Origin of the sequence: Labrys sp. KB_33_2, from assembly GCF_052114505.1 — a bacterium.
Taxonomy (GTDB): domain Bacteria; phylum Pseudomonadota; class Alphaproteobacteria; order Rhizobiales; family Labraceae; genus Labrys.
Genome location: NZ_JBFREW010000006.1, coordinates 246,214 through 272,179, shown reverse-complemented (window position 1 = coordinate 272,179; position 25,966 = coordinate 246,214). Strand labels below are relative to the sequence as shown.

Genomic DNA, 25,966 nt, shown 5'->3' with positions numbered 1-25,966 from the left:
GCCTGCTCGCGTAATTCCATTCTCCAGACTTCGAGGCACCCATGCCTGATATCCTGATGCCGGCCCTCTCTCCCACCATGGAGCAGGGCAAACTCTCCAAATGGCTTAAAAAGGAAGGCGACACCATCAAGTCCGGCGACGTGATCGCCGAAATCGAGACCGACAAGGCGACGATGGAAGTCGAAGCCATCGACGAAGGTGTGCTCACGCAGATCCTGGTGCCCGAGGGTACCGACAATGTCGCGGTGAATACCAAGATCGCCTTCATCCAGGGTGAGGGCGAGGCAGCCGCGCCGGCAGCGTCGGCACCGGCACCGGCCCAGCCGGCCGCCGCTCCGGCTCCCAGCGTTGCCGCTCCCGCCGTGGTGCAGTCGGCGCCGGCGCCGGCTGAAGCCCATGATGCCTCTGGCGAGATTCCGGCCGGCACCGAGTTCGTCACCCAGACCGTCCGCGAAGCCCTGCGCGATGCCATGGCGGAGGAAATGCGCCTCGACGCCAACGTCTTCGTCATCGGCGAGGAAGTTGCCGAGTACCAGGGCGCCTACAAGATCACTCAAGGGCTGTTGCAGGAATTCGGAGCACGGCGCGTCGTCGATACGCCGATCACCGAGCATGGCTTCGCCGGTATCGCCACCGGCGCTGCCATGACGGGCTTGCGCCCGGTCGTGGAGTTCATGACCTTCAATTTCGCCATGCAGGCGATCGACCACATCATCAATTCCGCGGCCAAGACCCTCTATATGTCCGGCGGCCAGATGGGCTGCCCGATCGTGTTCCGCGGCCCCAACGGCGCGGCGGCGCGCGTGGGTGCCCAGCACAGCCAGGACTATGGTTCCTGGTACTCGCATGTGCCGGGCCTGAAGGTGGTGGCACCCTATTCGGCGGCCGACGCCAAGGGCCTGCTCAAGGCAGCCATTCGCGATCCCAATCCGGTGGTCTTCCTGGAGAATGAAATCCTCTATGGCCACAGCCATCCCGTGCCCAAGCTCGACGATTTCGTCTTGCCGATCGGCAAGGCCAAGGTGGTCAAGCCGGGCAAGGATGTCACTTTGGTCGCCTGGTCGATTGGCATGACCTATGCCCTGAAGGCGGCGGAGGCCCTGGCAGGCGAGGGGATCGATGCCGAGATCATCGACATGCGTTCGCTGCGCCCGCTCGATACCGACACGGTCATCGCATCGGTGCGCAAGACCAGTCGTTGCGTGGTGATCGAGGAGGGCTGGCAACAGTCCGGCGTCGGCTCGGAAATCGCTGCCCGCGTCAACGAGCAGGCCTTCGACTATCTCGATGCGCCGGTGGCTCGTGTGTCCGGCAAGGATGTGCCGATGCCCTATGCGGCGAACCTCGAGAAACTGGCTCTGCCGAGCGTGGCTGACGTCGTCGGGGCGGCCAAAGCCGTCCTCTATCGCTGAGGAGTTGCCGATGCCTGTGAATGTGCTGATGCCGGCTCTGTCTCCCACGATGGAGAAGGGCAACCTGGCCAAATGGCTGAAGAAGGAAGGCGACTCCATCAAGTCCGGTGACGTGCTGGCGGAGATCGAGACAGACAAGGCGACGATGGAAGTCGAAGCCATCGACGAGGGCGTTCTGGCCAAGATCGTGGTGCCGGAAGGCACCGCCGACGTGCCGGTCAACGACCTCATCGCCGTGATCGCCAGCGAGGGCGAGGATGTCAAGGCCGTCGCCGCCAGCGGCGGGGCTCCAACTCCCAAGGCTGCCGCTCCGGCTGCCGCTGCTGCACCGGCTCAGGCCGCGCCAGCAACTGCTCCGGCCGCAACGCCTCCCGCAGCGTCGGCGCCTGCTCCAGCCCAGGCCGGTACGCGTATCTTCGCATCGCCTCTGGCCAAGCGCCTCGCCAAGGAGGCCGGCCTCGACCTCGGCGCCATCCAGGGCTCCGGCCCGCATGGCCGCATCGTCGAGAAGGACGTCAAGGCGGCCATCGCCGGCGGCGGCGCCAAAGCCGCCCCTGCGGCGGCTCCTGCCCAGGCCGCGGCTGCTCCCCAGGCGGCGCCAGCTCCCGCCGCGCCGGCCGGCGCTTCGGACGAAGTCACCAAGAAGCTCTTTGCTCCTGGTTCCTTCGAGGAGATTCCGCATGACGGCATGCGCAAGACCATTGCGCGCCGCCTGACCGAGGCCAAGTCGACCATCCCGCATTTCTACCTGACGGTGGAAGTCGAGATCGACGCCCTGCTCGCCCTGCGCGAGCAGATCAACCACGGCGCCCCGCTGACCAAGGAAGGCAAGCCCACCTTCAAGGTCTCGGTCAACGACATGGTTATCAAGGCCTATGCGCTGGCGCTCAAAGCCGTGCCGGATGCGAACGTATCCTGGACCGATGGCGCCATGCTCAAGCACAAGCATGCCGATGTCGGCGTCGCCGTCTCCATCCCGGGCGGCCTGATCACCCCGATCATCCGAAATGCCGAGGCCAAGACGCTTTCCGCCATCTCCAACGAGATGAAGGACCTGGCCGCGCGGGCCAAGGGCCGCAAGCTCAAGCCGGAGGAATATCAGGGCGGTACCGGTTCGGTCTCCAATCTCGGCATGTTCGGGGTGAAGTCGTTCGCAGCGATCGTCAACCCGCCGCATGCCACCATTCTGGCGGTTGGAGCCGGCATCAAGCAGCCGGTGGTGCATGGCGGTGAGATCAAGGTGGCGACGATCATGTCGCTGACCCTGTCGACCGACCACCGTGCCGTCGACGGCGCACTCGGTGCCGAGCTGATGCAAGCCTTCAAGGGCTATATCGAAAAACCCATGGGGATGCTGGTGTGAGCGGCGGGGCCGCAGGACGGACTTTCGCGCCGGGTATCATGATCCTGGCGCTGGCGGCCGGGCTTGCCGGGTGCAACACCCCGGGCCTAGCCGGCAAGCCTATCGTTGCGGCCCCACCCAAGCCCGAGCCGACCATGGATCAGGCACGCGAACTTGCCATGTCCGGCACGGCGTCCATTGGCGACGGCATCCTGGTGAAGCTCCAGGGCGACGGATCGGGGCATGGTTGGCGCACCGGCGCGCAAGGCGTTTTCCCAGTAGCCTGGACGGTCGTCGATACCGATCAGGTCGCAGTCGACCGGGCAAAGCGGGCTAGAGATCCTTCTACGACACCTGCGACTATAGAGCAGCAGATCCAGAAGGACGGGCAGGCAGCCCAGGAGCGCCGCCAGCGCGGATTGCCGCCAACCTATCAAATCTGCGTCGAACTGCCGGTGACCCTCGGGCTCACCTCTGGTCGGAAACGCTGCATTTTCGCCCGGGACTGGAAAACGCAATCGAGCACCGTGCCGGCACCGGCCGCTCCGGCGACTGCCGGATAGCGCCGAACCATTCCCGATCTGAATTCGGCGCTGTGACGGAGGGCGAGCCCTCGGTGTAGCGCCCAAGAGGAGACCTCAAATGAGTTCCTACGACGTCATCGTGATCGGTTCCGGCCCCGGCGGCTATGTCACCGCCATTCGTGCCGCCCAGCTCGGCCTGAAGACGGCCGTGGTCGAGCGCGAGCATCTGGGCGGTATCTGCCTCAATTGGGGTTGCATCCCCACCAAGGCGCTGCTGCGCTCGGCCGAGGTTCTGCATAATTCCCAGCACGCTAAGGATTTCGGTCTCGTGCTCAGTGGCTCGATCAGCGCCGATGTCGGCGCCGTGGTCAAGCGCTCGCGCGGGGTTTCCGCCCAGCTCGCCACCGGCGTCGGCTTCCTCCTGAAGAAGAACAAGGTTGACGTGATCTGGGGCGAAGCCGAGATCACCAAGCCCGGCGAGATCGTGGTCAAGGCTTCGACCAAGTCGGTGCAGGGGCCGGCCATCCCGGCGCCCAAGGGCGCGCAGGCCCCCGGAACCTACCAGGCCAAGAACATCATCGTCGCCACTGGCGCCCGCCCACGCGTCCTGCCGGGCCTGGAGCCGGACAAAAAGCTGATCTGGACCTATTTCGACGCCATGGTGCCGCCGGACATGCCCAAATCGCTGATCGTGGTCGGCTCGGGCGCCATCGGCATCGAATTCGCGTCCTTCTATCGCACGCTCGGCGCCGAGGTCACGGTTGTCGAGGTGCTGCCGCAGATCCTGCCGGTGGAGGACGAGGAAATCGCCGCCCATGCGCGCAAGCGCTTCGAGAAGGCGGGCATGAAGATCCTCTCCAGCGCCAAGGTGACCAAGGTCGAAAAGACGGCCAATTCGGTCAAGGCGACGGTGGAGACGGCTGACGGCAAGTCGCAGGTAATCGAGGCCGACCGCATGATTTCAGCCGTCGGCGTGGTCGGCAATATCGAGAATCTCGGCCTGGAGAAGCTTGGCGTGAAGACCGATCGCGGCTGCGTGGTGGTCGACGGCTTCGGCAAGACCAATGTGCCGGGGATTTTCGCCATCGGCGACGTTGCCGGGCCACCGATGCTGGCGCACAAGGCCGAGCATGAGGGCGTGGTCTGTGTCGAGGCGATCGCCGGCAAGAACCCGCATGCCTTCGAGAAGGACAAGATTCCCGGCTGTACCTATTGCACGCCGCAGATCGCCAGCGTCGGCCTGACCGAGAAGAAGGCCAAGGAGGCGGGCTTCACCGTGAAAGTCGGCCGCTTCCCCTTCATCGGCAACGGCAAGGCCATTGCCCTCGGCGAGCCGGAAGGCCTGGTCAAGACGGTGTTCGACGCCAAGACCGGCAAGCTCCTGGGTGCACACATGGTCGGCGCCGAGGTGACCGAACTGGTCCAGGGCTTCGTGATCGCCATGAATCTGGAGACCACCGAGGAAGACCTCATGCATGCGGTGTTCCCGCATCCGACCCTGTCGGAAATGATGCATGAGAGCGTCCTGGACGCTTATGGGCGCGCCATCCATATGTAATGATCAACTTGATCGCATGCCTGCGATCGCGCGAGGCATGCGATCAGGAGAAGGTTGCCGGGCTTGTCCGGCAATGGTGCAGCGCGGGCGTTCCTGATATACCGGCCGCAGTGAACCGAAAGGCTTGTCATGGCTGTCGTCCTCGACCTCCTCAACAACGACAACCGGCCCCGCCATCCCGAGAAGGCGCACCGGCCGGATCAGCCCATGCTGCGCAAGCCGGACTGGATCCGCGTCAAGGCGCCCGGTTCACCGGGGTGGCGCGACACCCAGGCGATCGTCAAGGAGAACAAGCTCGTCACCGTCTGCGAGGAGGCGGGCTGCCCCAATATCGGCGAGTGCTGGGACAAGAAGCACGCCACCTTCATGATCATGGGCGACACCTGCACGCGGGCCTGTGCCTTCTGCAACGTCAAGACAGGCATGCCCGGGGCGCTCGACCCCAAGGAGCCCGAGCACACCGGCATTGCCGTGGCCAAGCTCGGCCTCAGCCACGTGGTGATCACCTCGGTCGATCGCGACGATCTCAAGGATGGCGGTGCCCAGCATTTCGCTGAAGTGATCAAGGCGATCCGCCACCATTCGCCCGGGACGACCATCGAGATCCTGACGCCCGACTTCCTGCGCAAGGAAGGCGCGCTCGAGATCGTGGTGGCGGCCAAGCCGGACGTGTTCAATCACAATATGGAAACGGTCGCTTCCAATTACCTCACCGTTCGTCCCGGCGCGCGCTATTTCCATTCGATGCGGCTGCTGCAGCGGGTGAAGGAGATCGACCCCACCATCTTCACCAAGTCAGGCATCATGGTCGGCCTTGGCGAGAAGCGGAACGAGGTTCTGCAGTTGATGGACGATCTGCGCTCGGCCAATGTCGATTTCATCACCATCGGTCAGTATCTGGCGCCGTCCCGCAAGCACCACCCGGTGGTCGCCTATATCACGCCGGACGAATTCAAGAGCTATGAGACGGTGGCCTACACCAAGGGCTTCCTGATGGTCTCCTCCTCGCCGCTGACGCGTTCCTCCCATCATGCCGGCGACGATTTCGCCCGGCTGAAGGCCAATCGGTCTGCTAAGCTGGGGCGGTAATCGTCAACAATACCGGCGTCCGCTCTTCGGCACCACGCTCTATAGATCCAGCGTCCAGGTCTGGCCGACGAGGTCCTTGCCGAAGGAATGGTGGCGGTTCTCCGCCGCCAGCTGGAAGCCTTCTGCCTGATAGATATTCCTTGCCGCTATCAGGATGTCGTTGGTCCACAGCGTGAGCGAGGCATAGCCGAGCGCCCGGGCACGCTCGATGCAGGCGCGTACCAGCCTCTTGCCGAGCCCGTGCCCACGGGCGCTGGGGTCGACATAGAGCAGGCGCAGCTTGCCGATGGGGGCGCTGTCGCTCTTCATCAGGAAGATCGAGCCGACGATGCGCCCGTCGAGCTCGGCGATCCAGGCATCCTCGCGGGCCGGATCGAAATTGGCGACAAAATCACCCAGGATCGTGGCAACCAGCCCTTCATAGGTCCAGTCCCAGTCATATTCCTGGTGATAGAGCTGGGTCTGGCGATGGATGACCCAGCCAAGATCCCCGGGCCTGGGCTTGCGGAGAATGACCGGCTGCGGCGAAGGCTCTTTCACGTCGAGCAGCTTCTTGATCTCCTGCATGGCGCCGACGAGTTGACCGCGATCTCCCTCGCCGAGAGGAGAGAGCAACCTGTCGAGCTGCGCCGTGGTGCCGGCTTCAAGCTCGGCGAACGCATGGCGGCCGGCAGGAGATAGCGACAGGAGATCGCGGCGGGCATGCGCGGGATCGGTGCGGCTTTCCAGCAGGCCGTCGGCCTTCAGGCGCGCGACGATCCGGCTGAGATGCGCCTTGTCCATGTCGAGGCGCCGGCCGATGTCGGCGGCAGTTTGCTCCCCGCCGGCAGCGAGTTCGTAAAGCACGCGCGCCTCCGGCAAGGGGAAGGAACTGGCTGGCATGTGCCGATCGAGCAGGCGAAGCTTATGGGTATAGAAGCGGTTGAAATCGCGGATATCGTCGATGACGGACATGGGGGAGCCATTGAATGTTGACCAAGTCAACATTGTAATCCCTCGACGATTTGTCAAACGAAATCGCGAGTTGGTCTCGCCATCTCAAGCCGGAACGCCTCGATTAAACTGTTTTGCATGCCGTCCCTTGCCTATATGAAGGCATCGGAGTTTGATCATGCCTTCTTTCCGCACCACGCGCCGCGTCAAGCATTCGCCAGCCGACATGTTCGATCTGGTGGCCGATGTCGAAAAATACCCGCTCTTCGTGCCGCTCTGCTCGGCGCTGCGGGTTCGCAGCCGTCAGCCTCAGGACGACGGCCGGCTTGTCATGGTCGCCGACATGACGGTGGCCTACAAGTTGATCCGCGAAACCTTCGCCAGCCGCGTGACCATGGACAGGGACAAGCTGCAGATCCTCGTCGAATATCTCGATGGCCCCTTCAGCCATCTGGAGAACCGCTGGTCCTTTTTGGATGACGGGGCAGGAGGCTGCGTCGTCGAGTTCTTCATCGACTACAGCTTCCGCTCCCGCACCCTCGGCATGCTGATGGGCGCCATGTTCGAGGCCGCGTTCCGCCGTTTCGCCGAAGCCTTCGAGAAACGGGCTGACGTCGTCTATGGGCGCAAGGTGACCGCGGCGTCCTAGACGGCAATCCTGATCTCGCCAGCAAGTTTCAATAGGAGGTCGAGGGCCTGCTCTACGGCTTGCTTGCGGATTTCCGAACGCGACAGCTCACCGAAGCGGCGCTCCACATGCAGGCGTGGTCCCTGCTGGCTCCAGGCCGCGAAATGCACCAGGCCCACCGGCTTGGCGGCCGTGCCGCCACCAGGGCCGGCGACCCCCGTGACCGCAACCGCCAGTCCCGCCCGGGAATGCAGCACCGCTCCCTCGGCCATGGCGAAGGCGACGCTTTCGCTCACCGCGCCGTCACGCTCGATCAGGGCCGGCGATACGCCGAGCATCTGCGCTTTTGCCTCGTTGGAATAGGTGACGAAGCCGCGATCCACCACGTCGGACGAGCCGGGGATGGCGGTGAGGGCGCCGGCCACGAGACCGCCCGTGCAGGATTCCGCCGTTGCCACCATGAGGCCCTTGGCGCGGCAGGCAGCGAGCACCTTTGCGGCACGCTCGAAGAAGATCTCGTCATTCATGATGCGCTCTCCTTATGATGCTCCCGATCATCCCCAGGGGAGCCTTACGGTCGCCGACGCCATGGCGGCGATGCCTTCGCGTCGGCCGGTAAAGCCCAGGCCCTCGGTGGTGGTCGCCTTGACTCCCACCCGGTCGACGGCAATTCCGGCGATCTCGGCGATGCGCGCCCGCATGGCGTCTCGGTGCGGGCCGATCTTCGGTGCCTCGCACAGCAGCGTGACGTCGAGATGGGCGATGGCACCACCGCGCGCCCGTACCAGGCCAACGGCATGAGCCAGGAAACGATCGGACGAGGCTCCCTTCCATTGCGGATCGGAAGGAGGGAAATGCGAGCCGATATCGCCGTCTCCGATGGCACCCAGAATGGCGTCGGTCAGGGCGTGGAGGCCGACATCGGCATCCGAATGCCCCTTGAGCTTGCGGTCGTGGGCGATCTTCACGCCATTGAGCCAGACATGGTCGCCTTCGGCGAAAGCATGGACGTCGAAGCCTGTTCCCGTTCGGACATCGCCGAGGGCTGCCAATTCGTTGGCTGCCCGTTCCGCACGCTGGAAGTCGCTTTCGGTCGTCAGTTTCATGTTGGTTGCTTCGCCTTCGAAGATATGGAGAGGATGGCCGGCCCACTCGGCGACCGCGCCATCGTCGGTCAGTGTCTCGATGCCGGCTTCCGCTGCCGCGAGATGGGACGACAGGATCAGGTCGAAGCCGAAGGCCTGCGGTGTCTGTACAGCCCGCAGCAGGCTGCGTTCCGGCGTCGCCTTGACCCTGCCGTCCAGGTCGATCTGTTTGATGGTATCGGTGACCGCCAGCCCCGGCACGGCTGCCCCGTGCGCTCGGGCGGCCTCGATGGCCCGGTCGATCAAGGCGGGGCTGGCGAAGGGGCGTGCCGCGTCGTGCAGCAGCACGATGTCGGGCCTGTCGCCGATAAGTGCCTTCAGGCCCGCCAGACAGGACGCCTGCCGGGTGCTGCCGCCGAGAACCCAGCCGGCCTGCTTGCTGATTCCCGCAGAGCTTGCCGTAAAGAACGCCTCGTCTCCCGCGCCGATCACCGTGACGATGCTGTCGATGGCAGGATGCTGCTCGAAAAGGGCGAGGGTGCGGGCGAGGACGGTTCGTCCGCCCAACAGGCGATACTGCTTGGGAACGGCGCCGCCGACACGCGATCCGCGTCCCGCTGCGACGATCAGCGCTGCTACGCGCAACTTGGCTGGAGCCTTCATGATCTTGATAACACGAACATAGATGGAATTCTTTCTCGCCACCGGCGCGGAACTTGTTACACTCGTAGACGAAGTGGCGAAATGCCTGTGGCGCAGGAAAATTGCGACCGGGCAGGGTCAAGGTAGTATTTTGGTGGATCGAAGTTTGGAGGCACAAGCGCCTCGGTCGAGTGAGGGTGCACATCTGCCCGTGCCGCAATTCCGGCAAGGAGAACAGCCGCGCCGTCACCACACCTATGCCGCGCTTGATCTTGGCACCAATAATTGCCGCCTTCTGGTTGCGCGCCCGACGGGAGAGGGATTTCGCGTCATCGACGCCTTCTCTCGCATCGTGCGGCTAGGCGAGGGGCTGGGAGCCAGTGGCAGCCTGCATATCAACGCCATGGGCCGGGCTGTCGATGCCTTGGCTGTCTGCGCCCAGAAGATGCGGGATCGCCGCGTTGACCGGGCAAGGTTGATCGCCACCGAGGCCTGCCGTGCGGCCGATAACGGCCTGCTGTTTGTCGAGCGCGTGCTGAAGGAAACCGGGCTCGACCTCGAAATCGTCGACCGGGAGACCGAGGCCAGGCTCGCAGCCGCAGGCTGCATTCCCTTGATCGATCGCAATCTCGACGGTGTGGTGCTTTTCGATATTGGCGGCGGCTCCTCCGAGATCGTCTGGCTCGACATCGATCCGGCCGATCGGAACCGGCAGCCCAAGGTGCGTGGCTGGACGTCGCTCCCCGTCGGGGTGGTGACGCTCTCCGAACGCCATGGCGGCGTCAGGGTGACGCGCGAGAGTTTCGAGCGCATGGTGGACGATGTTTCGACCATGCTGGCCTCATTCTCGCACCGCGAGGCCATCGCCAAGCGGGTCAAACGCCTGCATTTGCTGGGCACCTCGGGCACGGTGACTACCATGGCCGGCATTCATCTCGAACTGCCGCGCTATGATCGGCGTCGGGTGGATGGCTTGTGGATGTCGCGCGGCGAGATCGACGACGTGCTCGAACGCCTGCTGGATATGACCTATGAGGAGCGCGTCGCCAATGCCTGTATCGGCCCGGAGCGGGCCGATCTGGTGATGGCCGGATGCGCCATTTTCGAGGCCATTCGGCGGGCTTTTCCCTGTGAACGATTGCGCGTGGCCGATCGGGGCCTGCGCGAAGGATTATTGGTGCAGATGATGCAGGAGGATCGCGTCTGGCGTCACAACGGTGCGGGGCGCAACCCGTGAGTGGTGGAGCAGGCAAGGGCGGTGGTCCCGGCAAAGGCAAGAACAGTTCCGGCCGGGGCAGTGGCGCGCGTGAACTGGGCGTTCGGCTGAAGACGGCACGGGGACGGACACATTCCTCGCAACTCTGGCTCGAGCGCCAGCTCAACGACCCCTATGTCGCCCGCGCCAAACGGGAGGGACGGCGTTCGCGCGCGATCTACAAGCTGATCGAGATCAACGACAAGGCCAAGCTCCTTAAGCCCGGCCAACGTGTGCTCGATCTCGGCGCGGCCCCTGGCGGATGGTCCCAGCTGGCGGCGGAGATCACCGATTCCGTCAATGGCCGCGGCAAGGTGGTGGCGATCGACCTCCTGCCCATCGATCCCATTCCAGGCGTCGATTTCGAGCAGATGGACTTCATGGACGATGCCGCGCCCGACCGGTTGAAGGCGATGCTCGGCGGCCCCGCCGATCTCGTCCTGTCCGACATGGCCGCCAATACGGTCGGCCATCGTGCCACGGATCATCTGCGCATCATTGCGCTGGTGGAAGCGGCGGCGTATTTCGCCGTAGAGGTACTGGCCCCAGGCGGGGCTTTCCTCGCCAAGGTCTTCCAGGGCGGTACCGAAGGCGATGTCCTGACCCTTCTCAAGCGCGACTTCGCGGTGGTGAAACACCTGAAACCGGCGGCGAGCCGCGCGGGTTCGAGCGAGATGTATGTGCTGGCGACCGGGTTTCGGGGGAGGGGCCCTTCGGCCGATCGAGAGACCGGCAACGCCTGAGCGGAAGTTCTCTCTATCTCTTCGCGCAAGAATCGCCATGATTGCCGCTATCAAGGCACGGAAACGGTATCTTCGGAATCGCTGGCATGGCTTGCCGCCTACGACTGACGCGCCGATCATTCCTTGCAGTCTCTGCGGCCTCGTTCCTGCCCTTCGAGGCGAAGGCGGTGTCCACCTCTCCGGCACTGCCGCCGCTGGTCACGCGTGATTACGCGCTGGATCGCCAGAGTTTCCGCAGCCATCTCCTCAAGTCAGGTCCGGCGCCTGATCACGGCGATGTTTTGACGGAACCCCCACGCGGAGCCCAGATTCTACCTTATCGATCGGGCTCCCTCGACCTGCTGGCCTGGCGATCTCGACCAGACGGAAAGGGCGGCAGGAAACCGGCGGTCCTCTTCCTTCATGGCGGCAATGCGCTGGGGCTCGGCCACTGGGAACTGGCCAGGCCTTACCTCCAGGCCGGCTATGTGGTGATGGTACCGGCCTTCCGGGCGGAGAATGGGCAGAGGGGAGCCTTTTCGGGCTTTTACGATGAGAGCGCCGACGTATTGGCGGCCGCCGAGGTGCTGGTGGCCCAATCCGACGTCGATCCTTCGCGGCTCTTCGTTTGCGGCCACAGCGTCGGCGGCACACTGACGCTGCTTGCCGCCCTCAGCAGCGGCGGCTTTCGCGGTGCCTCCTCCTTCTCGGGCAATCCCAGTGCTTTTGCCTTTTTCAAGCGTTTTCCCGAGGATATCCGCTTCGATACGGACGACCCGCGTGAATTCGAGATGCGTTCGGCGGTCTGTTATGCCCCGAGCTTCAAATGCCCGGTTCTCATCCAGCACGGCACGGCAGAGGTGCACATTCAGGACATGTCGGTGCTGACGGAGCGGCGCGCAAAGGCTGCCGGGCTGCCGGTCGAGCACGCCGCCGTTCGCGGCGACCATTTCTCGGCGCTGCCGGAAGAGACGATGCGCAGCCTGGCCTTCTTCGCCAGGTTGGGAAGCGGGCGCGCCGGATGAGCGGCCTGATCAATCATTATCGCGATATGACGCGTAGCAACGCCTTTTCCAGCGCCAGCCTGCCCAAGGCATGCTGCCGGCTCAGCGACGATCGCGACCTGCGCGAGACGGCTGCGCGCCATTTCGATGCCGGTGCCTGAAGGCTGCCTTTTGGTGCTCTATCCACCAAAGTTGGAAAGTTCATCGCGAGAAATCCCTGTCTGGATGACTTGATCCCGGCAGCGTGCCATTGCACAAATGCGCAATCTCTAGTTCGGACTGATGATGGCTGATCCTCTTAAAATCGGTATTGCCGGCCTTGGCACCGTCGGTGCCTCCACCATTCGCCTTCTCGATCGTCGTGCCAATGCGCTTGCCGCCAGTTGCGGCCGGGGCGTGACGGTCACCGCCGTTTCCGCCCGTTCGCGAACGCGCGACCGCGGCTTGCCGATGGAGCGCTTTCGCTGGTTCGACGATCCGGTCGAGCTGGCTCGCGATCCCGGCATCGATGTCTTCGTCGAATTGATGGGCGGCGAGGAGGGAGCAGCGCATGAGGCGGTGAAGGCGGCCCTCGATGCCGGCAAGTCGGTGGTAACGGCCAACAAGGCTCTGCTGGCGCGCCATGGCTTCGATCTCGCCAGGCGGGCAGAGGAGGCCGGCGTCGCTCTTAATTTCGAAGCAGCCGTTGCCGGCGGCGTGCCGATCATCAAGACGCTGCGCGAGGCGCTTATCGGCAACAATATCGATCGCGTCTACGGCATCCTGAACGGCACCTGCAACTACATCCTGACCAAGATGGAGGCCGAGGGCCTGTCTTTCGACGCCTGCCTGAAGGAGGCTCAGCGCCTGGGCTATGCCGAAGCCGACCCCACCTTCGATATTGGCGGCTTCGATACCGCCCATAAGCTGGCTCTGCTCACCAGCCTGGCCTTCGGCACGCAGGTGAATGCCGATGCCATCCATGTCGAGGGTATCGAGCGCATCACCACCGAGGATCTGCTGGCCGCCGACGAACTTGGCTATCGCGTCAAGCTACTCGGAGTCGCCACCCGTTCCGAAGCAGGTGTGGAGCAGCGTGTTCACCCCACCATGGTGCCGAAGTCGACCCCGATCGCGCAGGTCAACGGCGTCACCAATGCGGTGGCTGTTGATGCCGATGCCGTTCCGGAACTGACCCTGGTCGGCCCCGGCGCGGGCGGCGAGGCTACGGCCTCTGCGGTGGTCGGCGATATTGCCGATATCGCGCGAGGACAGGCCGTAGCACCGTTCGGACGCAAGACCGGTGATCTCGAGCCGCTGCCGGCGGCCGCCATGCAGGCCCACAAGGGCGGTTATTATGTCCGCCTTTCGGTGGCGGACAGGCCGGGCGCGGCGGCGGGCATCGCCACCCGCATGGCCGAACGCGGGATTTCGCTGGAATCGATCGTGCAGAAACACCGGGGCGGCAGGGTCTATGGCGGCGACGACCCGAGCAAGGTCGCCGGCGCGGTGCCCGTCATCCTCATTACCTACGCCACGACCGAGGCGGATATTCGCGGCGCCGTCGACGCCATGGTTTCCGATGGCTACATCGTGGAAACGCCGCAATTGATCCGCATCGAGCGCGAATAAGCAACATCTCAGGGCGTGTCGTCAGTTATGGTTTGACCTCGTCAAACGCCAAACCATAACTGACGACACGCCTAACAACGGAGGAAGCCATGTCGGAGATTATTCAGGTCAAGCCGACGGATGTCATTGAGCGCATCCTTTCCCTTGAACTGGTTCGTGTGACCGAACGCGCCGCCGTTGCCTCGGCATTGCTGCGTGGAAGAGGGGATGAAAAGGCCGCAGACAAAGCGGCTGTCGACGCCATGCGGCGCGAGCTCAACAAGATGCCGATCGACGGTACCGTCGTCATCGGCGAGGGTGAGCGCGACGAGGCGCCGATGCTGTTCATCGGCGAAAAGGTCGGCAATGGCCTTGGCCCCAAGGTCGACATCGCCGTCGATCCGCTGGAAGGCACCACGCTCTGCGCCAAGGACATGCCGGGTTCGATCGCCGTGATGGCGATGGCCTCGGCCGGTTCGCTCCTCAACGCGCCGGACGTCTATATGGACAAGATCGCCATCGGGCCCGGTTATGCCGAAGGCATCGTCGATCTCGACGCCAGCGTGGAAGACAATCTGCATGCCCTGGCCAAGGCCAAGGGCGTCAAGCCGCGCGAACTGACCGCGCTGGTGCTCGATCGTCCGCGCCACGCCCCGATCATCGAGGCGATCCGCAAGGTCGGCGCTTCGATTCGCGTCATCACCGACGGCGACGTCGCGGGAGTCATCTTCACCACCAATGCCCACGAGACCGGCATCGACATCTATCTGGGCATCGGCGGTGCTCCGGAAGGCGTGCTGGCGGCTGCGGCACTGCGCTGCGTCGGCGGCCAGATGCAGGCCCGTCTCATCCTCGACACCGAGGCCAAGCGTGAGCGCGCCCTGAAGATGGGCGTCACCGATCCGGCCCGCAAATACAAGATGGAGGAACTCGCCTCCGGGGACGTCATCGTTGCCGCGACCGGCGTGACCGACGGGGCTCTGCTCCAGGGCGTGAAGTTCCGCGGGCCCGTGATCACCACCGAGACGGTGATCTACCGTTCGCTCAACGGCACGGTGCGCCGCATCCATGGCGAACATCGCCAGATGTCGAAATTCAATCTCGACTGATGGATATTCGTGCGCTCACGGCCGAGGAACGCCCTGCCTGGGAACCGCTCTGGCAGGGTTACCTCACTTTCTACAAGGCGTCGGTGCCCGAGGAGACGACGGCACTGACCTGGGCACGATTCCACGATCCCGCCGAGCCGATGTCCGTCTATGGCGCCTTCATCGACGGCCGGCTTGCCGGCATCGTGCACCTGATCCTGCATCGCTCGACCTGGACGCCGGGCCCCTATTGCTATCTGCAGGACCTGTTCACCGCCGAATGGGCGCGCCGCCAAGGCGTCGCCCGCGGATTGATCGAATGGTCCTATCAGGAAGCCACGCGCTGGGGTGCCAGCCGCGTCTATTGGCTGACGCACGAAACCAATGTGGAAGCGCAAGCCGTCTATGACCAGGTAGCATCCCGATCGGGCTTCATCCAGTACCGCAAGATGCTGCCGGCCTGAACGGCCGGCCGGCTTCATCCCGCTCTGGTTACGGCCTCGCTTCGAGGATGAGATTGAACGGTGTTTCCGTTGCACGGCGGAAGCGGGTGAAACCGGCTTCCGCCGCCACCTTGCGCAGCCGAGCCTCCCCGGCTTGCGCGCCGAGCGCCAGGCCGACTTCCTGGTCGAGTGAGGCCGGCGTGCAGATCACGGTGGAAGCGGCGTAGTAGATACGCCCGACCGGATTGAAATTGTCCTCGAGCCTGTCATTGGCGAAGGGTTCCACCAGCATGCAGGTGCCTTCAGGGGCCATCGTCGTCCTGACGTGGCGCAAGGCTCCGACAGGATCACCCATGTCGTGCAGGCAATCGAAGAAACAGACGAGATCGTAGCCGTGCGCCGGCACCGTCTTGGCCGTGCTCACCTCAAAGGTGACGCGGTCGGCCATTCCCGCGGCTGCGGCGGCACTTCTGGCGTCTTCGATCGAGCCGGGGTGATAGTCGAAGCCGTGGAAGCGCGAATTGGGGAAGGCGCGAGCCATGATCATGGTCGAGACGCCGTGTCCGCAGCCGATATCGGCAACGCTCGCGCCTTGCTCCAGTTTTTCAACCACGCCGTCCAAGGCGGGCAGCCATTCCTGCACGAGATGGTGGCGATAGGCGGTGCGGAAAAAACGGGCCGTGCCGCAGAACAGGCATTTGTTCCGCTTGTCCCAGCCGACCCCCTTGCCAGTCCGGAACGCATCGGAGATGGCCGGTTCGTCTCGCAAGGTCGCGGCGACAAGATCGCCGACAGCACCCAGAAAGACGGGGCTGTCTTCATCGGCAAAGACCGCGGCCTGCTCCGGCTGCATGGAAAAGCGGCCGGTCCCGGGATCATAGTCCACATAGTCGGATGCGGCTTGCGCGGCGAGCCATTCGCGTATGTAACGCTCGGAGGTCCCGGTCTTCTCGGCGAGTTCCTGAGATGTCATCGGCCCGGCCTCTGCGAGGGCCTTGTAGAGGCCGAGCTTGTCGCCGATGAGGAGCAGCGACGCATTTATCGCGGCGCCGACATCGCCGAGCATCTTGCCCATGAAGGCGTTGAGCTTGTCGGGGTCTATCGTTCTATTCTGTACGGCCATCGCTGCTCTCCTGTCGTTGGATGCGGCCGTCGTCGGCATTCCAATCGGATTCCCTCGGCGATGCGGTCCTTGCGTGTTTCGTTTCGAGGCAGGCATGAGGCATCACTGCCGGGTGACAGCGATCTGCGACTTGAACCGTGAAATTGGCGACGCCTGAACTGGCTCGATCACGAGACGAGAGCGAAGGCTTGCATGACGCCTGCGCCGGGAACCCAAGCCGGCGACGATGACATCTTCGTCCTTGCGGGATCTTTCGTTACAACCATACCTTGTGCGCGATGAATAATACCACAGCAAGATGAGCGCTGCTCTTGGCCATTAGGCGGATGCCGCAACGTCGGGATGGACAAAATCCCGGGGTTCCGGTCGACGGGCTGGTCATTTTTCGAGGCATCGATTAGATCACCGCCATGTCGCCACCCGCATCACCATCCGGGCTGCCGGGCCCGCCGCCATTGTCCGTCTTCATCATCGCCTTCAACGAGGCCGATCGCATCGGCGCGACGATTGAAGCGGTGCGCGCCCTGACGGATGATCTCGTCGTGGTCGATTCAGGATCGACCGACGGCACGCAGGCGATCGCCGAGAAGCTCGGCGCCAAGGTGATCCACAATGCCTGGCCCGGCTATGGTCCGCAAAAGCGCTTCGCCGAAACGCAATGCCGCCACAACTGGATCCTCAATATCGACGCGGACGAGGTTGTGTCCTCGCAGCTTGCGGCCGAGATCCGCACCCTGTTCTCGGGCAGCGGCCCTCAGGCCGATGGGTACGAGATCAACATCGCGGAGGTCTTTCCGGGGGAAAGGGAGCCTCATCGCTGGGGATACACGTTGGCGCCGGTGCGGCTCTATCGATTCGATCGCGGCCGCTATGCCGATTCGACCGTGCACGATCGCGTGCATTTCAACGATCAGCCGAGAATCGCACGGCTCAAGGGGCGCATTCATCATTATTCGATTCGCTCGCTCGGCGACGAAATTGCCAAGTTGAATGCCTATACCGAGCAACAGGCCGAAGATCTCGACAAGAGAGGAAAGACACTCGGCAGTTGGCGGATTCTGACCGAGTTCCCCCTCAACTTCCTGAAGGCCTATATTGTACGCCGTCATTTCGTACGCGGCCTCTACGGCATCGCGACGGCGACGAACTATGCCTATTTCCGGTTTCTTCGCCTGGCCAAGCATATGGAGAGGCGTCGCCTGCGCAAACTTCGGTGATGCCCTATCATTTGGCTTGTCTTCGCGAGATGAAGGAGGGACAGTCCGCCTACATCCTTCTCGAGGGGCGATGCGATGAGCGACAAACCCGAATTCGATGCGCAGGCGGTCATCGATGCGATGGCACCGATGATCGGAATCGAAGTCGATCCTGATTTTCGTGAAGGCGTCGCCGCCAATCTGAAATTGACTGCCGAATTGGCGCAACTGGTGCTGTCTTTCCCGATCGAGGACAGCAATCAGCCCGCTGCGGTTTTCGAAGCATGACAAGCCTGCTCGATCAGGGCTGCTCGCCGCAACTGGGCGTTCTGGAAATCTCCTCCGGCATCCGCAGCGGCCGCTTCACTGCCCGCGCGGCGATCGAACACAGCCTCGCGCGAATCGAACGCCTGGATGGCAAAGTGGGGGCCTTTACCGCTGTGCTCACTGAGCGCGCACTGTCACGGGCCGATGCCATCGATGCCCGCCATTCCGCCGGCAAGCCGGTCGGGGCCCTGGCCGGCGTCCCCTTCGCCGTGAAGAACCTCTACGACATCGCCGGGCTCGTCACACTCGCGGGTTCCAGGATCAACCGGGACAATCGGCCGGCCACCCGGGATGCGACGCTGATCGAGCGCCTGGAAGGGCAGGGGGCGATCTGCGTGGGCGCGCTCAACATGAGCGAATACGCCTATGATTTTACCGGCCAGAACCCGCATGGGGCGCCTTCCCGAAATCCCCACGCACTCGATCATCTGGCCGGCGGATCCTCCAGCGGCCCGGCCAGCGCGGTGGCGGCAGGCTTCGTACCCCTGGCCCTGGGCAGCGACACCAATGGAGCGATCCGTGTGCCGGCCTCTCTGTGTGGGCTGTTCAGCCTGAAGCCGACCTATGGTCGACTTAGCCGCGCACGCAGTTTTCCTTTCGTCGCCAGCCTCGATCACATGGGCCCGCTGGCACGCTCGGCCCGCGACCTCGCCTTCGCCTATGATGCCATGCAGGGGCCCGATCCCGACGATCCAAGCTGTGCTCAACGCCCGGCGCAGCCGGCCCTGTTCGAACTCGGCCGGGGGATCGAGGGGCTGCGTATCGCCGTGGCCGACGGTTACTTTCATCCAGAAGGCAATCGCGATGCTATCGAGGCCGTACGGCGCTGCGCCAAAGCACTCGACGCCAGCGAGACCGTCGAGATCCCCCAGGCAGCGATAGCCCGCGCTGCCGCCTTCCTGATCACCATTACCGAGAGTGGAGGACTGCATCGCGAAAGGCTGCGCGTGCGTGCCAAGGATTTTGCGCCGGCCGTGCGGGACCGCTTGATCGCGGGCAACATGGTGCCAGCGACCTGGGTAACAGCGGCGCATCACTTTCGGCATTGGTTCCAAGCGGAGATGCATCGCATCTTCGAACGAATCGACCTGATCCTGGCACCGGCCACGCCCTGCCGAGCCCCCAGAATCGATGCGACCACTATCGAGATCGGTGACCAGACTATGCCGCTTCGTGCGAATCTCGGGCTGTTTACCCAACCAATTTCCTTTATTGGATTGCCCGTGGTTACGGTGCCGCTCTGGAGCGAGGGCGAGAGACTCCCGATTGGCGTTCAGATCATCGCTCCCGCCTGGCGGGAGGATCTGGCCTTGCGGGCTGCCTGGGCGCTGGAAACGGCAGGGGTCGTGCGGGCACCGGTCGCCGATATCGAATAGAGTCCGATCCGCTAGGCTATGGCGTTTTGCGATTTGGCGGAATCGCCAGGAAACGCAAAGACGCGTAGGACCTACAGAGTGAGAGCAAACAAACGTTTCCGTCCAAACGCGCTTTGCTCCAAGGAAAAGCAGACATAATGATTGGTTCTTTGTTGCGTGCCATCGGGTTGGGGGCACTTGCGATGGGGCTATGCTGGGCCGCCCTGTCGCAGTCGGCATCCGCCGCCGCCATGGACTTCAAGGTGGTGAGCCTGTCCTTCGGCTCCAAATGCGGCAAGCGCTGTCCCAGCCTGATGGTCGCCAATGGCGAGATGACGAGCGGCACGGTGCAGCGTTTCATCGCCTTCGCTCAACAGGCCTCGAAACTCGGCACCAGCAATGTGCTGATCATCGATTCGCCCGGTGGCCATCTGGTCGAAGGCGTCAATCTGGGCCATGTGCTGCGGAAATTGCGCACGAGCGTGTTCGTTGGACGCGTGATCACGCTGGGCGGGCAGACAATTGCGGTCAACGGCTCCTGCATGTCGGCCTGTGTCTATGCGCTGATGGGCGGCAATAAGCGATTCGTCACGGCCGGATCGCGAGTCGGCGTGCATCGCGAATATCTGCCCAACAGTTCCGGCAGCGATCCGCTCTCGGTCCTGCGCAGCACGAGGCGATTCCCGGAAGTGACGCAGATGCTGCGCGACTACTCAAAAAGAATGGGCGTGAACCCCGCTTTGATCGATCTCGCGGAGCGATATGGCGTCGGAAGCATCCGGATTCTGACGCCGGAGGACATCAAGCGCTTTCGGCTGGCGCGCATTGCGAACTGAATTTGCAGTGCGTTGCGAAATGTCGCTTGACACTGCGCGGGTGGCCCTCTAATCACCGCGCCACGCCAGCACGGTTCGCCGCCGCTGGCGGAGACGGGGGAGTAGCTCAGTTGGTTAGAGCGTCGGCCTGTCACGCCGAAGGTCGCGGGTTCAAGTCCCGTCTCTCTCGCCATTTGTGACAAAAAGCCAGCCTTCGGGCTGGCTTTTGCATTTTCAGCCCGACAATACGCAAGGCGGTCGGTTGCAGGCATATGGCTCCTTGCAACTCATATCGGCTATGCGCCAAGATCATGCCAGAATCGCCCGATATTCTGCCGCAGTGCGGTAGGAATCTCTTGGCTGGAACGCTTCCAAGCTTGCGCCTCCCATAGCCGTGGTTTAAGGCTCGCTGCAGGTCGTTCACGACGCAGCATGATGGTGGTTTTCCAAAGCGCTGTAGAGGGATGACCGGTGTGAGTGCCGCTGTCGAAGCGCGCCCATACTCGTATCGTCCAAACGTGGTGGCCCCGAGTTCAAGCGCTCCCGGTCGATCACAGCTGGAGCAACGTGCGTCTCAGCGAAAACGCCGCATTGCTCCAACTCTTTGTCTCGACGCGTCTTTGCGATTCCTGGTGAGCCCACCAAATCGCAAGCCGCTTTAGGGTTCGTGCTGATGGACAACCTTCTCGCCGGCTATCTGCCGCTTATCATCTTCATCGGGGTCTCGGCCGTCATTGGCCTGGCGCTTCTGGTGGCGCCCTTCCTCGTGGCGTATCAGCGCCCGGACCCGGAAAAACTTTCCGCCTATGAGTGCGGGTTCAACGCCTTCGACGACGCGCGCATGAAGTTCGACGTGCGCTTCTATCTGGTGTCGATCCTGTTCATCATCTTCGACCTCGAAGTGGCATTCCTGTTCCCCTGGGCGATCAGTTTCAAGGAGGTTGGCCTGTTCGGCTTCACCTCGATGATGATTTTCCTGGCCGTGCTGACCATCGGCTTCGTTTATGAGTGGAAGAAGGGCGCGCTCGAATGGGATTGAACCTGGACACAGCCGGCGGCACGCTGGTGGCGCCGGCGCCCAAGGGCATCATCGACCCGAACACCGGCAAGCCGGTCGGTTCGACCGATCCATTTTTCGTGGACATCAACGCTGAGCTGGCCGATCGCGGCTTCCTCGTCACCTCGGCCGACAACCTGATCAACTGGGCCCGCACCGGCTCGCTGATGTGGATGACCTTCGGCCTTGCCTGCTGCGCGGTCGAGATGATGCAGGTCTCGATGCCCCGTTACGACGTCGAGCGCTTCGGCTTCGCGCCGCGCGCCTCGCCTCGGCAGTCCGACGTGATGATCGTGGCGGGCACCCTGACCAACAAGATGGCGCCGGCCCTGCGCAAGGTCTATGACCAGATGCCAGAGCCGCGTTACGTGATCTCGATGGGTTCCTGCGCCAATGGCGGGGGCTACTACCACTACTCTTATGCGGTCGTGCGTGGCTGCGATCGCATCGTGCCCGTTGACATCTACGTGCCCGGCTGCCCGCCCACTGCGGAAGCGCTGCTCTATGGCGTGCTGCTGCTGCAGAAGAAGATCCGCCGTACCGGCACTATCGAGCGTTGAGCGGAGCTGACATGGCAAATTCGCAAACCCTGCAGGAGATCGGCGAGGCGCTTCAAGTTGCCTTTCCGCAAGCCGTGTCTGGCCTGGTCCACGCCTTCGGCGAACTGACCGTCAGCACGGATGCAGACAACATCCTGGCTGTTCTCAAGCATCTGCGTGATGATGCCGGCTCGCGCTTCGTGTCGATCATCGATGTTTGTGGAGCCGACTATCCGGCTCGCGAGAAGCGCTTCGATGTGGTCTATCATCTGCTTTCGCCGACCAAGAACGTGCGCATTCGCGTGAAGCTGGAGACGGACGAGGCGACCCCGGTGCCCTCGGCTATCGAGCTGTTCCCCGGCGTGCTCTGGTTCGAGCGCGAAGCCTACGATCTCTACGGCATCCTGTTCACCGGCCATCCCGACCTGCGCCGGCTCCTGACCGACTACGGCTTTGACGGCCACCCCCTGCGCAAGGACTTCCCGATGACCGGGTTTGTCGAGGTGCGCTGGGACGACGAAGCCAAGCGCGTGGTCTACGAGCCCGTCAGGCTCAACCAGGAATTCCGCAACTTCGATTTCCTGTCGCCATGGGAAGGCACCGATTACGTGCTGCCCGGCGACGAGAAGGCGAAGGCGAGCTGACGCGTTCCCGCGCGCCGGATCAGGACTAGCAAGACTCTCGAAATGGCTCCGAACAAGCTGGCCAACTCGGAAAGTTTGGAAACGACATGAACGACCAACCGCATCTGCGCAATTTCGCGATCAATTTCGGCCCGCAGCATCCGGCGGCGCACGGCGTGTTGCGTCTGGTCATGGAGCTGGACGGCGAGGTGGTCGAGCGTGTCGATCCCCATATCGGCCTGCTGCATCGCGGTACCGAGAAGTTGATCGAAGCCAAGACCTTCATGCAGGCCATTCCCTATTTCGATCGGCTCGATTACGTCGCGCCGATGAATCAGGAGCATGCCTATTGCCTGGCCATCGAACGCCTGCTTGGCTTGGAAGTGCCCAGGCGTGGCCAGCTTGTCCGCGTCCTTTATTCCGAGATCGGCCGCATCCTCTCGCATCTGCTCAACGTCACTACGCAAGCCATGGATTGTGGTGCGCTGACCCCGCCACTGTGGGGCTTCGAAGAGCGCGAGAAGCTGATGATCTTTTACGAGCGTGCCTCGGGCAGCCGCATGCATGCCGCCTATTTCCGCGCGGGCGGCGTCCACCAGGACCTGCCGCCGGAACTGATCGACGACATCGAGGCCTTCTGCGATCCCTTCCTCAAGGTTTGCGACGACCTTGAGGGGCTGCTCACCGACAACCGCATCTTCAAGCAGCGTAATGTCGATATCGGCATCATCGCTTTGGATGACGCCTGGGCATGGGGCTATTCGGGTGTGATGGTGCGTGGCTCGGGCGCCGCCTGGGATCTGCGCAAGTCGCAACCCTATGAATGCTATTCCGAGCTCGATTTCGACATTCCGATCGGCAAGAACGGCGACAATTACGATCGCTACTGCATCCGCATGGAAGAGATGCGCCAGTCGGTCCGCATCATGAAGCAATGCTGCGCGCTTTTGCGTACGACGAGCGGGCCGGTTTCTGCCGCCGACAACAAGGTCGTGCCACCCAAGCGCGGCGAGATGAAGCGCTCGATGGAAGCGCTCATCCATCATTTCAAGCTCTACACCGAGGGCTATCACGTGCCTGCCGGCGAGGTTTACGCGGCCGTCGAAGCGCCCAAGGGCGAATTTGGCGTCTATCTAGTCTCCGACGGCGGCAACAAGCCCTATCGCTGCAAGATCCGCGCACCAGGGTTTGCGCATCTACAGTCGATGGACTGGCTGTGCCGTGGCTACATGCTGGCCGACGTCTCCGCCATTCTGGGTTCTCTCGACATCGTGTTCGGCGAAGTCGATCGTTGATTTCTTAGGTTGCTGCCGGCCTTGAACCGGCTGCAAAAGCGTCTTGTGATTTGAGGGGATCACCACGAATCGCAAAGACGCGTCGAAACCAGAAGTGAGAGTAGAAGGGCGTTTGCCAAAACGCGCTTTGCTCTAGCAGTTAAAGAGGAATGCGCATGTCCGTCCGCAGGCTCGCGCCCCAGGAACTCCAGCCGGCAAGCTTTGCCTTCACGCCCGAAAACGAGGCGTGGGTGGACAAGCAGATCGCCAAATATCCGCCCGGCCGCCAGGCTTCGGCGGTGATTCCGCTGTTGTGGAAGGCGCAGGAGCAGGCCGGTGGCTGGGTATCCCAGGCGGCGATCGAGGTGGTCGCAGCCCGTCTCGACATGCCCAAGATCCGCGTTCTGGAAGTCGCGACCTTCTACACCATGTTCGCGCTGGAGCCGGTCGGCAAACATTTCATCCAGCTCTGCGGCACGACGCCCTGCCAATTGCGTGGCGCCGGAGCCATCCGGGACGTGGTCAAGAAGCGCATCGGTCCCGAGCGTCATGTGACGGATGACGGCAAGTTCTCTTGGCTCGAGGTCGAATGCCTGGGCGCCTGCTGCAATGCACCAATGGTGCAGATCAATGCCGATTTCTACGAGGATCTCACCCCCGAGATCATGGAACGCATCATCGACGATCTTGCCGCCGGCAAGGAAGTGAAGCCCGGGCCGCAGAATGGCCGCTTCTCGTCCGAGCCGGAAGGCGGCGCCCAGACCCTGACAGACCCGTCGCTCTATGACGGCTCGATGATCGGTTCCTGGAAGCAACGCCTGGCCGAGGAAAAGACCAAGCTGGAAGCTGCCAAGGCAGCGGCGGCCGAGGCCGCCGCGGCGGCGCCGGCCAAATCGTGACTTTTAACAGGGCAGGGGCTGGGATGACCGGCTCCTTTCCGACGACGTGTTCTGCCGCAAGCCTTGCATCGGCGACAGGACGATCCCCGTTCTCAGATATCCGGATCCGCCATGCTTGCTGATCGCGACCGCATCTTCACCAATCTCTACGGCCTCCAGTCGCCCGGACTGCAGGCGGCCATCAAGCGTGGCTCGTGGGATGGCACCAAGCAAATCCTCGAGATGGGGCAGGACTGGATCATCAACGAGATGAAGGCCTCGGGGCTCAGGGGCCGCGGCGGCGCAGGCTTTCCGACCGGCCTGAAATGGTCGTTCATGCCCAAGAAGTCCGATGGACGGCCGAACTATCTCGTCGTCAATGCCGACGAGTCCGAGCCCGGCACCTGCAAGGACCGCGAGATCATGCGGCATGATCCGCAGCATCTGGTCGAAGGCTGCCTGATCGCCTCCTTCGCCATGAATGCGCATGCCTGCTACATCTATATTCGCGGCGAATATATCCGCGAGCGCGAGGCTCTGCAGCGCGCCGTGGACGAGGCCTATGAGGCCGGCCTGATCGGCAAGAACAACAAGAACGGCTGGGATTTCGACCTCTACGTTCATCACGGTGCCGGCGCCTATATCTGCGGCGAAGAGACCGCGCTGCTCGAAAGCCTCGAAGGCAAGAAGGGCATGCCGCGCATGAAGCCGCCCTTCCCGGCGAATATGGGCCTCTATGGCTGCCCGACCACGGTGAACAATGTCGAGTCGATTGCCGTCGCCCCGACGATCCTGCGCCGCGGCGCAGGCTGGTTCGCTGGCATCGGCAATCCCAACAATGTCGGCACCAAGCTCTTTTGCGTGTCGGGGCATGTGAACAAGCCCTGTAACGTCGAAGAGGCGATGGGCATTCCGTTCCGCGAACTGATCGAGCGCCATTGCGGCGGCATCCGTGGCGGCTGGGACAATCTGAAGGCCGTGATCCCGGGTGGTTCGTCGGTGCGCATGGTGCCGGCCGAGCAGATCATCGACACGCCGATGGACTTCGACTCGCTGTCGAAGCTGCGCTCTGGCCTCGGCACCGCCGCAGTCATCGTGATGGACAAGTCCACCGACGTCGTGCGGACGATCGCGCGGCTTGCCTATTTCTACAAGCATGAGAGCTGCGGCCAGTGCACCCCTTGCCGCGAGGGCACGGGCTGGATGTGGCGCGTGCTCACCCGCATGGCCGATGGCCGCGCCCAGAAGCGCGAGATCGACATGCTGCTCGACGTCACCAAGCAGGTCGAAGGGCATACGATCTGTGCGCTCGGCGATGCGGCGGCCTGGCCCATCCAGGGCCTGATCACCCATTTCCGTCATGAGATCGAAGCGCGCATCGATCAGTATGCCGCCAACCCCCATTCCGATCCTGTCCTGCAGGCGGCGGAATAACAGGCCGGCTTCCGCCGGTTACAATCTACC

General features: G+C 63.2%; 26 protein-coding genes, 1 tRNA gene and 1 pseudogene. 24 read left to right on the top strand and 4 right to left on the bottom strand.

Annotation, left to right across the window (positions count from 1 at the left end; all coding sequences use genetic code 11):
- Nucleotides 1-41 precede the first annotated feature (41 nt).
- From AB4037_RS13585 to lipA, 5 genes are all read left to right on the top strand, one after another.
- A complete protein-coding gene (locus AB4037_RS13585) occupies nt 42-1,412 on the top strand; it encodes a pyruvate dehydrogenase complex E1 component subunit beta (RefSeq protein WP_441771872.1) in 1,371 nt (456 codons plus the stop codon).
- A 10-nt stretch (nt 1,413-1,422) separates the two neighbouring features.
- Nucleotides 1,423-2,775: a pyruvate dehydrogenase complex dihydrolipoamide acetyltransferase gene (locus AB4037_RS13580; RefSeq protein ID WP_441771871.1), complete on the top strand. Its 1,353-nt coding sequence runs from the start codon at nt 1,423-1,425 to the stop codon at nt 2,773-2,775.
- Nucleotides 2,772-3,317 carry a hypothetical protein gene (locus AB4037_RS13575; protein ID WP_441771870.1) on the top strand — a complete coding sequence of 182 codons (546 nt, stop codon included), beginning with the start codon at nt 2,772-2,774 and terminating at the stop codon, nt 3,315-3,317. Before AB4037_RS13580 ends, AB4037_RS13575 begins: the two co-directional genes overlap by 4 nt.
- Before the next feature lie 79 nt (nt 3,318-3,396).
- The gene (gene lpdA, locus AB4037_RS13570; RefSeq protein ID WP_441771869.1) at nt 3,397-4,836 is read left to right on the top strand and encodes a dihydrolipoyl dehydrogenase; all 1,440 of its coding nucleotides are present in this window, start codon (nt 3,397-3,399) and stop codon (nt 4,834-4,836) included.
- A gap of 129 nt (nt 4,837-4,965) precedes the next feature.
- A complete protein-coding gene (gene lipA / locus AB4037_RS13565; protein WP_434956644.1) occupies nt 4,966-5,925 on the top strand; it encodes a lipoyl synthase in 960 nt (319 codons plus the stop codon).
- Between the two features lie 39 nt (nt 5,926-5,964).
- Here lipA and AB4037_RS13560 read toward each other — a convergent pair whose 3' ends face one another.
- Nucleotides 5,965-6,879 (bottom strand): bifunctional helix-turn-helix transcriptional regulator/GNAT family N-acetyltransferase, encoded by a 915-nt coding sequence (locus AB4037_RS13560; protein ID WP_441771868.1) that lies wholly within the window; start codon nt 6,877-6,879, stop codon nt 5,965-5,967.
- A 157-nt stretch (nt 6,880-7,036) separates the two neighbouring features.
- Between AB4037_RS13560 and AB4037_RS13555 the strand changes: the two genes are divergently transcribed.
- Nucleotides 7,037-7,507 (top strand): type II toxin-antitoxin system RatA family toxin, encoded by a 471-nt coding sequence (locus AB4037_RS13555; protein WP_441771867.1) that lies wholly within the window; start codon nt 7,037-7,039, stop codon nt 7,505-7,507.
- Here the strand turns inward: AB4037_RS13555 and AB4037_RS13550 are convergent.
- Both AB4037_RS13550 and AB4037_RS13545 read right to left on the bottom strand, forming a co-directional pair.
- Nucleotides 7,504-8,013 carry a CinA family protein gene (locus tag AB4037_RS13550; protein WP_441771866.1) on the bottom strand — a complete coding sequence of 170 codons (510 nt, stop codon included), beginning with the start codon at nt 8,011-8,013 and terminating at the stop codon, nt 7,504-7,506. The two genes, AB4037_RS13555 and AB4037_RS13550, sit on opposite strands and share 4 nt — an antisense overlap.
- A 27-nt stretch (nt 8,014-8,040) precedes the next feature.
- The gene (locus AB4037_RS13545; RefSeq protein ID WP_434956640.1) at nt 8,041-9,234 is read right to left on the bottom strand and encodes a bifunctional 2-C-methyl-D-erythritol 4-phosphate cytidylyltransferase/2-C-methyl-D-erythritol 2,4-cyclodiphosphate synthase; all 1,194 of its coding nucleotides are present in this window, start codon (nt 9,232-9,234) and stop codon (nt 8,041-8,043) included.
- Between the two features lie 22 nt (nt 9,235-9,256).
- On the opposite strand from AB4037_RS13545, the gene AB4037_RS13540 reads away from it, so the two are divergent.
- The 7 genes from AB4037_RS13540 (at nt 9,257) to AB4037_RS13510 (ending at nt 15,336) form a co-directional block, all read left to right on the top strand.
- Nucleotides 9,257-10,450: a Ppx/GppA phosphatase family protein gene (locus AB4037_RS13540; RefSeq protein ID WP_441771865.1), complete on the top strand. Its 1,194-nt coding sequence runs from the start codon at nt 9,257-9,259 to the stop codon at nt 10,448-10,450.
- Nucleotides 10,447-11,211 carry an RlmE family RNA methyltransferase gene (locus tag AB4037_RS13535; protein WP_434956638.1) on the top strand — a complete coding sequence of 255 codons (765 nt, stop codon included), beginning with the start codon at nt 10,447-10,449 and terminating at the stop codon, nt 11,209-11,211. The genes AB4037_RS13540 and AB4037_RS13535 overlap by 4 nt, the downstream gene beginning before the upstream one ends.
- Before the next feature lie 86 nt (nt 11,212-11,297).
- Entirely contained in the window at nt 11,298-12,215 is a 918-nt protein-coding gene (locus AB4037_RS13530; RefSeq protein ID WP_441771864.1) for an alpha/beta hydrolase family protein, read from the top strand.
- On the top strand, nt 12,212-12,355 hold the full coding sequence (locus tag AB4037_RS13525) for a hypothetical protein (RefSeq protein ID WP_434956636.1): 144 nt from the start codon (nt 12,212-12,214) through the stop codon (nt 12,353-12,355). Before AB4037_RS13530 ends, AB4037_RS13525 begins: the two co-directional genes overlap by 4 nt.
- Nucleotides 12,356-12,479: 124 nt before the next feature.
- Nucleotides 12,480-13,805: a homoserine dehydrogenase gene (locus tag AB4037_RS13520; RefSeq protein ID WP_441771863.1), complete on the top strand. Its 1,326-nt coding sequence runs from the start codon at nt 12,480-12,482 to the stop codon at nt 13,803-13,805.
- A gap of 89 nt (nt 13,806-13,894) precedes the next feature.
- Nucleotides 13,895-14,893 carry a class II fructose-bisphosphatase gene (gene glpX / locus AB4037_RS13515; RefSeq protein ID WP_434956635.1) on the top strand — a complete coding sequence of 333 codons (999 nt, stop codon included), beginning with the start codon at nt 13,895-13,897 and terminating at the stop codon, nt 14,891-14,893.
- Nucleotides 14,893-15,336, top strand: a complete 444-nt coding sequence (locus tag AB4037_RS13510; protein ID WP_434956634.1) for a GNAT family N-acetyltransferase — start codon at nt 14,893-14,895, stop codon at nt 15,334-15,336. The genes glpX and AB4037_RS13510 overlap by 1 nt, the downstream gene beginning before the upstream one ends.
- A gap of 28 nt (nt 15,337-15,364) precedes the next feature.
- On the opposite strand, the gene AB4037_RS13505 is transcribed toward AB4037_RS13510, so the two are convergent.
- A complete protein-coding gene (locus tag AB4037_RS13505; RefSeq protein WP_434956633.1) occupies nt 15,365-16,438 on the bottom strand; it encodes a class I SAM-dependent methyltransferase in 1,074 nt (357 codons plus the stop codon).
- A 410-nt stretch (nt 16,439-16,848) separates the two neighbouring features.
- Between AB4037_RS13505 and AB4037_RS13500 the strand changes: the two genes are divergently transcribed.
- The 11 genes and pseudogenes from AB4037_RS13500 to nuoF all read left to right on the top strand — a co-directional run bounded on the left by AB4037_RS13500 (nt 16,849) and on the right by nuoF (nt 25,936).
- Nucleotides 16,849-17,655 (top strand): glycosyltransferase family 2 protein, encoded by an 807-nt coding sequence (locus AB4037_RS13500; protein ID WP_441771862.1) that lies wholly within the window; start codon nt 16,849-16,851, stop codon nt 17,653-17,655.
- Nucleotides 17,656-17,730: 75 nt separating this feature from the next.
- Nucleotides 17,731-17,922, top strand: coding sequence for a DUF4089 domain-containing protein (locus AB4037_RS13495; RefSeq protein ID WP_434956631.1), 192 nt, complete (start codon nt 17,731-17,733; stop codon nt 17,920-17,922).
- Nucleotides 17,919-19,337 (top strand): AtzE family amidohydrolase, encoded by a 1,419-nt coding sequence (locus tag AB4037_RS13490; protein ID WP_434956630.1) that lies wholly within the window; start codon nt 17,919-17,921, stop codon nt 19,335-19,337. Before AB4037_RS13495 ends, AB4037_RS13490 begins: the two co-directional genes overlap by 4 nt.
- A gap of 137 nt (nt 19,338-19,474) precedes the next feature.
- Nucleotides 19,475-20,152 (top strand): hypothetical protein, encoded by a 678-nt coding sequence (locus tag AB4037_RS13485; RefSeq protein WP_441771861.1) that lies wholly within the window; start codon nt 19,475-19,477, stop codon nt 20,150-20,152.
- A gap of 95 nt (nt 20,153-20,247) precedes the next feature.
- Nucleotides 20,248-20,324, top strand: a tRNA-Asp gene (locus AB4037_RS13480).
- Nucleotides 20,325-20,804: 480 nt separating this feature from the next.
- Entirely contained in the window at nt 20,805-21,170 is a 366-nt protein-coding gene (locus tag AB4037_RS13475; RefSeq protein WP_441771860.1) for an NADH-quinone oxidoreductase subunit A, read from the top strand.
- Nucleotides 21,161-21,748, top strand: a complete 588-nt coding sequence (locus tag AB4037_RS13470; protein WP_149255038.1) for a NuoB/complex I 20 kDa subunit family protein — start codon at nt 21,161-21,163, stop codon at nt 21,746-21,748. Before AB4037_RS13475 ends, AB4037_RS13470 begins: the two co-directional genes overlap by 10 nt.
- Before the next feature lie 11 nt (nt 21,749-21,759).
- Nucleotides 21,760-22,371, top strand: coding sequence for an NADH-quinone oxidoreductase subunit C (locus AB4037_RS13465; protein WP_441771859.1), 612 nt, complete (start codon nt 21,760-21,762; stop codon nt 22,369-22,371).
- A gap of 86 nt (nt 22,372-22,457) precedes the next feature.
- Complete coding sequence (locus tag AB4037_RS13460; protein ID WP_434956626.1) at nt 22,458-23,645, top strand: NADH-quinone oxidoreductase subunit D; 1,188 nt, start codon at nt 22,458-22,460, stop codon at nt 23,643-23,645.
- Nucleotides 23,646-23,800: 155 nt separating this feature from the next.
- Nucleotides 23,801-24,517: pseudogene (gene nuoE, locus AB4037_RS13455) on the top strand (NADH-quinone oxidoreductase subunit NuoE); the annotation flags it as partial.
- A gap of 117 nt (nt 24,518-24,634) precedes the next feature.
- Nucleotides 24,635-25,936 carry an NADH-quinone oxidoreductase subunit NuoF gene (nuoF, locus tag AB4037_RS13450; RefSeq protein ID WP_441771858.1) on the top strand — a complete coding sequence of 434 codons (1,302 nt, stop codon included), beginning with the start codon at nt 24,635-24,637 and terminating at the stop codon, nt 25,934-25,936.
- Nucleotides 25,937-25,966: the final 30 nt, after the last annotated feature.

What these genes read in the sequence shown, in the direction of transcription:
- AB4037_RS13490 (WP_434956630.1), top strand. Translation starts at nt 17,919, where the DNA reads ATGACAAGCCTGCTCGATCAGGGCTGCTCGCCGCAACTGGGCGTTCTG.
- AB4037_RS13485 (WP_441771861.1), top strand. Translation starts at nt 19,475, where the DNA reads ATGATTGGTTCTTTGTTGCGTGCCATCGGGTTGGGGGCACTTGCGATG.
- AB4037_RS13510 (WP_434956634.1), top strand. Translation starts at nt 14,893, where the DNA reads ATGGATATTCGTGCGCTCACGGCCGAGGAACGCCCTGCCTGGGAACCG.
- AB4037_RS13495 (WP_434956631.1), top strand. Translation starts at nt 17,731, where the DNA reads ATGAGCGACAAACCCGAATTCGATGCGCAGGCGGTCATCGATGCGATG.
- AB4037_RS13470 (WP_149255038.1), top strand. Translation starts at nt 21,161, where the DNA reads ATGGGATTGAACCTGGACACAGCCGGCGGCACGCTGGTGGCGCCGGCG.
- AB4037_RS13475 (WP_441771860.1), top strand. Translation starts at nt 20,805, where the DNA reads ATGGACAACCTTCTCGCCGGCTATCTGCCGCTTATCATCTTCATCGGG.
- AB4037_RS13560 (WP_441771868.1), bottom strand. Translation starts at nt 6,879, where the DNA reads ATGTCCGTCATCGACGATATCCGCGATTTCAACCGCTTCTATACCCAT.
- AB4037_RS13530 (WP_441771864.1), top strand. Translation starts at nt 11,298, where the DNA reads ATGGCTTGCCGCCTACGACTGACGCGCCGATCATTCCTTGCAGTCTCT.
- AB4037_RS13520 (WP_441771863.1), top strand. Translation starts at nt 12,480, where the DNA reads ATGGCTGATCCTCTTAAAATCGGTATTGCCGGCCTTGGCACCGTCGGT.
- AB4037_RS13555 (WP_441771867.1), top strand. Translation starts at nt 7,037, where the DNA reads ATGCCTTCTTTCCGCACCACGCGCCGCGTCAAGCATTCGCCAGCCGAC.
- lipA (WP_434956644.1), top strand. Translation starts at nt 4,966, where the DNA reads ATGGCTGTCGTCCTCGACCTCCTCAACAACGACAACCGGCCCCGCCAT.
- AB4037_RS13545 (WP_434956640.1), bottom strand. Translation starts at nt 9,234, where the DNA reads ATGAAGGCTCCAGCCAAGTTGCGCGTAGCAGCGCTGATCGTCGCAGCG.
- AB4037_RS13550 (WP_441771866.1), bottom strand. Translation starts at nt 8,013, where the DNA reads ATGAATGACGAGATCTTCTTCGAGCGTGCCGCAAAGGTGCTCGCTGCC.
- AB4037_RS13460 (WP_434956626.1), top strand. Translation starts at nt 22,458, where the DNA reads ATGAACGACCAACCGCATCTGCGCAATTTCGCGATCAATTTCGGCCCG.
- nuoF (WP_441771858.1), top strand. Translation starts at nt 24,635, where the DNA reads ATGCTTGCTGATCGCGACCGCATCTTCACCAATCTCTACGGCCTCCAG.
- AB4037_RS13580 (WP_441771871.1), top strand. Translation starts at nt 1,423, where the DNA reads ATGCCTGTGAATGTGCTGATGCCGGCTCTGTCTCCCACGATGGAGAAG.
- AB4037_RS13585 (WP_441771872.1), top strand. Translation starts at nt 42, where the DNA reads ATGCCTGATATCCTGATGCCGGCCCTCTCTCCCACCATGGAGCAGGGC.
- AB4037_RS13525 (WP_434956636.1), top strand. Translation starts at nt 12,212, where the DNA reads ATGAGCGGCCTGATCAATCATTATCGCGATATGACGCGTAGCAACGCC.
- glpX (WP_434956635.1), top strand. Translation starts at nt 13,895, where the DNA reads ATGTCGGAGATTATTCAGGTCAAGCCGACGGATGTCATTGAGCGCATC.
- AB4037_RS13505 (WP_434956633.1), bottom strand. Translation starts at nt 16,438, where the DNA reads ATGGCCGTACAGAATAGAACGATAGACCCCGACAAGCTCAACGCCTTC.
- AB4037_RS13465 (WP_441771859.1), top strand. Translation starts at nt 21,760, where the DNA reads ATGGCAAATTCGCAAACCCTGCAGGAGATCGGCGAGGCGCTTCAAGTT.
- AB4037_RS13540 (WP_441771865.1), top strand. Translation starts at nt 9,257, where the DNA reads ATGGAATTCTTTCTCGCCACCGGCGCGGAACTTGTTACACTCGTAGAC.
- AB4037_RS13500 (WP_441771862.1), top strand. Translation starts at nt 16,849, where the DNA reads ATGTCGCCACCCGCATCACCATCCGGGCTGCCGGGCCCGCCGCCATTG.
- lpdA (WP_441771869.1), top strand. Translation starts at nt 3,397, where the DNA reads ATGAGTTCCTACGACGTCATCGTGATCGGTTCCGGCCCCGGCGGCTAT.